At 65.5% G+C, this 6,609-nt stretch carries 6 protein-coding genes; 1 reads left to right on the top strand and 5 read right to left on the bottom strand.

The genetic code is table 11. The annotated features are described in order from the left end of the window. Window positions 1-43: 43 nt before the first annotated feature. From rpmA to H9638_RS06465, 3 genes are all read right to left on the bottom strand, one after another. Window positions 44-304 (bottom strand): 50S ribosomal protein L27, encoded by a 261-nt coding sequence (gene rpmA / locus H9638_RS06475; RefSeq protein ID WP_191746414.1) that lies wholly within the window; start codon window positions 302-304, stop codon window positions 44-46. Window positions 305-398: 94 nt separating this feature from the next. Further along, entirely contained in the window at window positions 399-710 is a 312-nt protein-coding gene (rplU, locus tag H9638_RS06470) for a 50S ribosomal protein L21 (RefSeq protein ID WP_066297243.1), read from the bottom strand. 385 nt (window positions 711-1,095) lie between these two features. Next, window positions 1,096-4,485, bottom strand: a complete 3,390-nt coding sequence (locus tag H9638_RS06465; RefSeq protein ID WP_191746413.1) for an Rne/Rng family ribonuclease — start codon at window positions 4,483-4,485, stop codon at window positions 1,096-1,098. Between the two features lie 423 nt (window positions 4,486-4,908). On the opposite strand from H9638_RS06465, the gene H9638_RS06460 reads away from it, so the two are divergent. Next, a complete protein-coding gene (locus H9638_RS06460) occupies window positions 4,909-5,559 on the top strand; it encodes a vitamin K epoxide reductase family protein (RefSeq protein WP_318241803.1) in 651 nt (216 codons plus the stop codon). 22 nt (window positions 5,560-5,581) lie between these two features. Here H9638_RS06460 and H9638_RS06455 read toward each other — a convergent pair whose 3' ends face one another. Both H9638_RS06455 and H9638_RS06450 read right to left on the bottom strand, forming a co-directional pair. Beyond that, window positions 5,582-5,719 carry a hypothetical protein gene (locus H9638_RS06455; RefSeq protein WP_191746412.1) on the bottom strand — a complete coding sequence of 46 codons (138 nt, stop codon included), beginning with the start codon at window positions 5,717-5,719 and terminating at the stop codon, window positions 5,582-5,584. A 125-nt stretch (window positions 5,720-5,844) separates the two neighbouring features. Continuing rightward, complete coding sequence (locus H9638_RS06450; RefSeq protein ID WP_191746411.1) at window positions 5,845-6,480, bottom strand: CG0192-related protein; 636 nt, start codon at window positions 6,478-6,480, stop codon at window positions 5,845-5,847. Window positions 6,481-6,609: the final 129 nt, after the last annotated feature.

The following is a 6,609-nucleotide window of genomic DNA, read 5'->3' as shown; positions in this document are numbered from 1 at the left end:
GCCCATTATGGCCCGCCCCACCGGAAAAGCTATTTGCCGGAAATTACTCGGCTGCTGCTGCGACGATGTTCACGACGCGGCGTCCACGGCGGCTGCCGAACTCGACAGCTCCAGCCTCGAGGGCGAACAGCGTGTCGTCTCCGCCGCGGCCAACGCCTGCGCCGGGGTGGAAGTGGGTGCCACGCTGGCGAACGATGATTTCGCCTGCCTTGACAACCTGGCCACCGAAGCGCTTCACGCCGAGGTACTGTGCGTTGGAGTCGCGGCCGTTGCGAGTAGAGCTCGCACCTTTCTTATGTGCCATTTTCTAATCCTGCCTTTGCTCTGACTGATCTTGATGCCTAAGGTGCGGGCAATCCCGCGGTTCCGGCTTCGCTGATGAAGCCGGCACGTAGGAATCAGGAGTTGATGGAGGTGACCTTGACCTTGGTCAGCGAGGAGCGGTAGCCCTGACGCTTCTTGTAACCGGTCTTGTTCTTGAACTTCTGGATAACAATCTTCGGACCCCGGAAGTTCTCGATAACTTCTGCCGTAACCGTAACCTTTGCCAGGTCCGCAGCGGCAGAGGTGACCTTGTCGCCATCAACCAAAAGCAGGGCAGGCAGCTCAAAAGTGCTGCCGGCTCCACCGGGGACGCGGTCCAGGGTTACGAGGTCTCCGACGGAAACCTTTTCTTGGCGGCCGCCAGCGCGGACAATCGCGTACACCACTTGGGAACTCACTTCTCTCGACGTTTAATACTTGGATGCGCACTACCCGGATCAGAAATGTGTCCGGCTTGCGCCATGCAGTCACGCCCTGTACCGAAGAACGGCTTCGAAGGCGTTCGCACCGAAGTTCAAGGTTACGCTAAGGGACCCATAAGCCGCAAATGCACGGTTGTTTCCAGCGTTTCTCCACCTCGAACGTCATCGGACGTCACTGCGCTATGACTACTTTATAACACTTCCGGGCTGCTGGGCTGCGCCGGCACTCCGTTCCCGCTGCCGCCCGGCCGCCGCCATGCCGGGCTGCACAGCGTTTAACAGCAGCAGGCTGCCGTCCAGTGCGGACGGCAGCCTGCTGCGTTGTTGCCGGGGTTGGCCTGGGGCGCCCCTACAGGTCCGAAGCCGGGACTCCGACGCCGAGGATCACCGGGGCGGCAGCTTCGGTGCGCGGCTTGGCGGGCACCTGGGCCGATACCGCCGTCGTGCTCCCCTGTGCAGCGGGCTCTGCAGCCTCTGCCTTGATGATCTGCGCGTCGGCGGAGCCCTGCGGGCTGCGCGCGGCACGGCGCCGCCGCGGACGCTGCGGGGTTTCCGCGGCGCCGGTAGCCGCCGCAGCGGCAGGGCTGGCCACGGAGGCCTGCTGGGCACCGTCACGGCTCTGCTGGCGCGCTGCTCCGGATGCAGCCTGCTCATCTGTCCCGGTTTCCCCGGACGCTACCGGAGAAACCTCGTTGAACGCTTCGGTCAGGCTTTCCAGGGTCAGCTGGACGTCCTGGCGAACCGGGCGGCGGCGCTCCCGGCGCGGAACAACGACCGTCTCGCCCTGGATCCGCAGGATGGCACCGGCTTCCCCGGAGACATCGTCGTGCGGCTCCTTGATAAGGGGTTTCTCCTCCGCTGCGGCGGCGGGGGCGTCCTTGGCGGCAGGAGCAGCAGCCTCCGGGTTTTCTTGAGCATCGTGCGCGGCAGCCGTGGCCGCGGCGATGGAGGCCAGCGCCGCCCGGGCCGCTTCCGCCTTGGCGGCGCGCTCGGCGTCATCCGGCTGCGGTTCTTCAACCTTCACCGGCTCCGCGGGCGGAGCGGCCTGCGGCTGCTGGGCCTGATTCGGGTTCTGGTTCCGGTTGCGGCGCTTGCGCTCACCGCGGGACTGCTTCTCCTGCTTCAGGTGCTGCTGGTGGTTGTCGTCGGAGACAGCATGACCGGAGTGGCTGGTGCTGCGCCGGTGTTCCACGGGGATGTCATGGGTGATGACACCGCGGCCGGCACAGTGCCCGCACTCTTCGCCGAAAACTTCCAGCAGGCCGGTGCCCATCCGTTTGCGGGTCATCTGGACCAGGCCCAGCGAGGTCACCTCGGCGACCTGGTGCTTGGTGCGGTCGCGGCCCAGGCACTCAACCAGGCGGCGGAGCACGAGGTCGCGGTTCGCTTCGAGCACCATGTCGATGAAGTCGATGACGATGATGCCGCCGATGTCCCGCAGACGCAGCTGGCGGACAACTTCCTCCGCCGCTTCCAGGTTGTTCTTGGTGACGGTTTCCTCGAGGTTGCCGCCGCTGCCGGTGAACTTGCCGGTGTTGACGTCCACCACGGTCATGGCTTCAGTTCGGTCGATGACCAGCGACCCGCCGGAAGGCAGGAAGACCTTGCGGTCCAGTGCCTTGGCGATCTGTTCGTCAATGCGGCTGGCCGCGAAGATGTCCTCGTCCTTGGTCCACTTCTCCAGGCGGCCCACCAGGTCCGGAGCCACGTAGGTTACGTAGGCCTCGATGGTGTCCCAGGCTTCCTCTCCGGAAACGATGAGCTTGGAGAAGTCTTCGTTGAAGACGTCGCGGACCACCTTGATGGTGAGGTCCGGTTCTCCGTAGAGCAGTTCCGGCGGGAGGGTCTTGGTGGACTTGGCCTTGGCCTCGATGTTCTCCCACTGCGCCCGGAGCCGGTTGATGTCATTCATCAGCTCTTCTTCGGAGGCGCCTTCAGCGGCCGTGCGGACGATCACGCCGGCATTCTGCGGCAGGTGGTCCTTCAGGATCTTCTTGAGGCGGTTGCGCTCCACATCCGGAAGCTTGCGGGAAATACCGGTCATGGAGCCACCCGGAACGTAAACCAGGTAGCGGCCGGGCAGGGAGATCTGGCTGGTCAGGCGGGCGCCCTTGTGGCCAACCGGATCCTTGGTGACCTGGACCAGCACGGAGTCGCCGGATTTCAGGGCCAGTTCGATGCGGCGCGGCTGACCGTCCAGGCCGGCGGCGTCCCAGTTGACTTCACCGGCGTACAGGACGGCATTGCGTCCGCGGCCAATGTCGACGAACGCGGCCTCCATGCTCGGGAGCACGTTCTGGACCTTGCCAACGTAGACGTTGCCGATCAGGGAATCCTGCTGGGTGTTGGAGACGAAGTGCTCGGCCAGGACGCCGTCCTCCAGCACACCGATCTGGATCCTGTCGTCACGCTGGCGGACGATCATCTGCCGGTCAACGGATTCGCGGCGGGCCAGGAACTCCGCCTCGGTGATGACGTGGCGGCGCCGGCCGGACTCGCGGGATTCGCGGCGGCGCTGCTTCTTGGCCTCGAGGCGGGTGGAACCCTTTACCGAGGTGACGCGGTCGCTGACCGGCGCTTCAGCATGGGCCCGCGGCGCACGGACGCGGGTCACCGTGTTGGGCGGATCGTCGTCCGAGCCGCCGGTCAGCTCAAGATCGGCATCTCCGCGGCGGCGGCGACGGCGGCGGCGAGACGTGACACCCTCCGCGTTTTCATCGGCCGGCGCGGCTTCGCTGTCCTCTTCGCCCTCGGCAGCGGCTTCACCCTCGGGTTTCGTGCGGCCGCGGCTGCGGCGCCTGCTCCGGCGGGAACGGCCACCGTCACGGTTTTCATCATCCGAATCGTCGTCGGCCTCAGAGTCGGCCTTGGCCTCCACTACGGGCTTGACGGCCGTGAGGTCCGGAGCGTGGAAGAGCACCGAGGTTGCGGATTCGGGAATCGCGAAGGGGTTCAGCACGGAGGATGTCTCCTCGGCGGCCGGTGTTGCCTCACCCTTACCGGCTTCGGCCGGCGCGGGTGCAGTTGCAGCAGTTTCACCGGACTCAGCGGTTGCCGCAGTGGCTTCGCCGGATTCAGCGGCAGCAGGAGCCTGTGCCTTGGCCGTGGAACGGCGGCGGGTGCGCGGTGCGGCCTTGGCCGGGCTTTCCGTAGTCGCCGTGTCGGCAGCCGCCGCGGGTTCGGCAGAGTCAGGAATTTCGGCGGCTGCAGGTGCCGCATCCAGAGCCCGTTCTGCTGCCGGGACATCGGCGTCTGCGCTGGCCGTGGCCTTCTTTACGGGCGTACGACGGCGCCGGACGGCTTTTGCCGGGGCAGGAACGGATTCGGGGGCGTCAGCCGCGCCGGCTTCAGCGGGGGTTGCGTCAGCAGGGGTCGCTTCAGCAGGGGCCGTGGCTGCGGCAGCTGGAGCTTCGGCGGCGGCGGCTTCGCTGTCCGCGGCGGTTTCGGAGACGGTTTCGGCGGCTGCCACGGCCGGCTTGCGGCGGGGCGCACGGGTCCGCTTGGATTTCTCCGCCGGCTCCGGAGCCGGCGTCTCCGCGGCGGGAGGATCAGCAGGAGCTTCGGCCTCTGCTGCGGAAGCTACTGCCGGCTTCCGCCGGGTCCGGGCGGCCCGCTTGACGGGTGCTTTGGCAGCAGTTTCCTCAGCTGCACCGCCAGGAACGGAAGCCGCCGTTTCCGGCACTGCTTCAGCCGCCGGGGCGGCTTTAACTGCTTCTTCTGTTGTGCGTTCAGTATTCATATAAAGCTATGCTCCGGCCCCCGCGGCACTGGCCACATTCCAATGCCCGGAGGGCAATGTATCGGCTGTACGGGGCATCGCAGCCTGCGCCAGCCGGAAGTCGTCTAAATGTCATTCGAGGTCGCACCATCGTGAGGGCACGGCATCACTCGCAAGACCAGCGGCGCTTTTCCTGCTACCTGCTCGGAACGGCTATACGTTTGGGCTGTGGTAGGGCTGATCGGCGGATTCCCCTGCCCCATCCGGATTGATGGGTATTTCCTACCTGGGAAGCATCGCCGACAGCACCGGAAGCCTGTCGCTGGACCGTTGACGGAATGTGGTTCCGCCACCAGCCACAGCCATTATCTCACACGGAGGTCAAATCCGGACCTTTACACGGCATAGAATCGGACCATCAACACCCGTCCAAAGGAGCAACGCGTGCCTTCCAGCGCCACTCGCCCGTCCGACCGAGCAGACTTAGCCGCCGCCGACGGCGAGGCCGGCCTGGTGCGCTCCGCCCGCCAGCGTCCCTTCGCGCTACTGCTGCTCATCACGTCAGTGGTGGGGTGGCTTGCCTCCGGCATCCTCGTGTTGGAGCGGCTGCACGTTTATGAAGACTCCAACTATGTCACCAGCTGCGACATCAGTCCCTGGGTCTCCTGCGGGACCGTGTTCCAGACCTGGCAGGCCGCCATTTTCGGCTTCCCCAACCCCTTGCTCGGCATCGTCGCTTTCTCGGTGACCATCACCGTGGCCATGTCGATGCTGGCCGGCGCGCAGTTCTCCCGCTGGTACTGGATTGCCGTCCAGGCTGGAGTAACCGTGGGGATGGGCTTTGTGGTCTGGCTCTGGAGCCAGGCGCTTTTCGACATCTACGTCCTGTGTCTCTACTGCATTGTCGTCTGGACGGCGATGATTCCGCTCTTCGTCTTTACGACGGTCCGGAACCTGGCACACGGTGTCATCCCTGCCCCGGCCGGCCTGGTCCGTTTCCTGTCTGAATGGGCCTGGACCATTACCGCACTGCTCTGGGTGGCTGTGGCAGCTTCCATTTTCTTCCGCTTTATGAATTCGTTCCTCGGGAGCTAGCAACCCTCCGCACCGGTGATGATCATCCGCCGGGTGACTGCCAAGGCATCACCGGGTACCGGCGCTTAGGACGGCGCCCCTGGCAGCAGAAACCCATCGTGGCAACCAGTGCCAGCACCACGGCGCGCGGGTGGTAGCGCAGCACCTCGACGAAGGGCATCTTTCGATTCTCGCCCGTGGACTCGGATATTCCTTTGTCCAGAGTCCACCCAAGACCGGCACAACCTACGAGGGCGGCGAGGTGGTCTTCAACCGGTTCCGGCGTACCGCCCGGGCTTACCTGCCTTACCCGAGCGGCAGCGCCCAGCCCAGCACAACAGGTTCCCGCTGTCCCTTCCAGAGACCGGCCAGTGAGGGCGGCGGTGCTGCCCGTCCCCCAAGATCCACCAACCGCACAACGGACAGTTCCCAGTCCCCCTGGCGAAGGGTGGACGTTACCCATCCCTGGGGTTCATGAGCGGGTGCCTCCACCAGCTCTTCGCCGTCCGGCATACCGCTGCCCACAAGTTGCATGGTCGGCGCCAGTTCGTGCCGCACGCCGTCTTCCTCGGCATAGAGCGGAGCCTGGTCCACCCCGTCGATGACCGCAGCTGCGAAGGCCTGGGCATATACCGGATCTCCGCAGGCATCGTAGACCCAGCGCCTGCCAAGGACGGAATGCTCCATGATTCCCACCAGGAAGTCATCTGCGCCTGGCAGCGGCTCTCCCCGGTAGGTCAGGGGCACCTGGACTGTATGGGATCCGGCCCGCACCAAGTGTGTTTCGATGCCAACCTGGTCGGCCGGATCGTCAAAGCGGTAGGCCCCCAGCGGTTCCGCCTCAACCGGGCCGGCGTCCGGGAACCAGGAGGCTTTCGGCAGCCATTGGGAGATGAGTTCCATTTTTCCGGGGCGCAGCTCCGCGCGGTAGATACGTGCCATGAAACACAGCCTAGGCCACGCGGGCGTCATAGACACAGGAAGCCGGCCCCCCGGGGGGGGGGCGGCCCTGCTGTCGGGATTCCCGAGCGGTCAGTTCTGTTCGATCGCTGACTGATTGGCTGACTGGTT

The organism is Arthrobacter pullicola, from assembly GCF_014836875.1.
In the GTDB taxonomy this organism is placed as follows: Bacteria; Actinomycetota; Actinomycetes; order Actinomycetales; family Micrococcaceae; genus Arthrobacter_B; species Arthrobacter_B pullicola.
The sequence above is the reverse complement of the archived record's forward strand: the minus strand, read 5'-3'. Positions and strand labels throughout refer to the sequence as shown.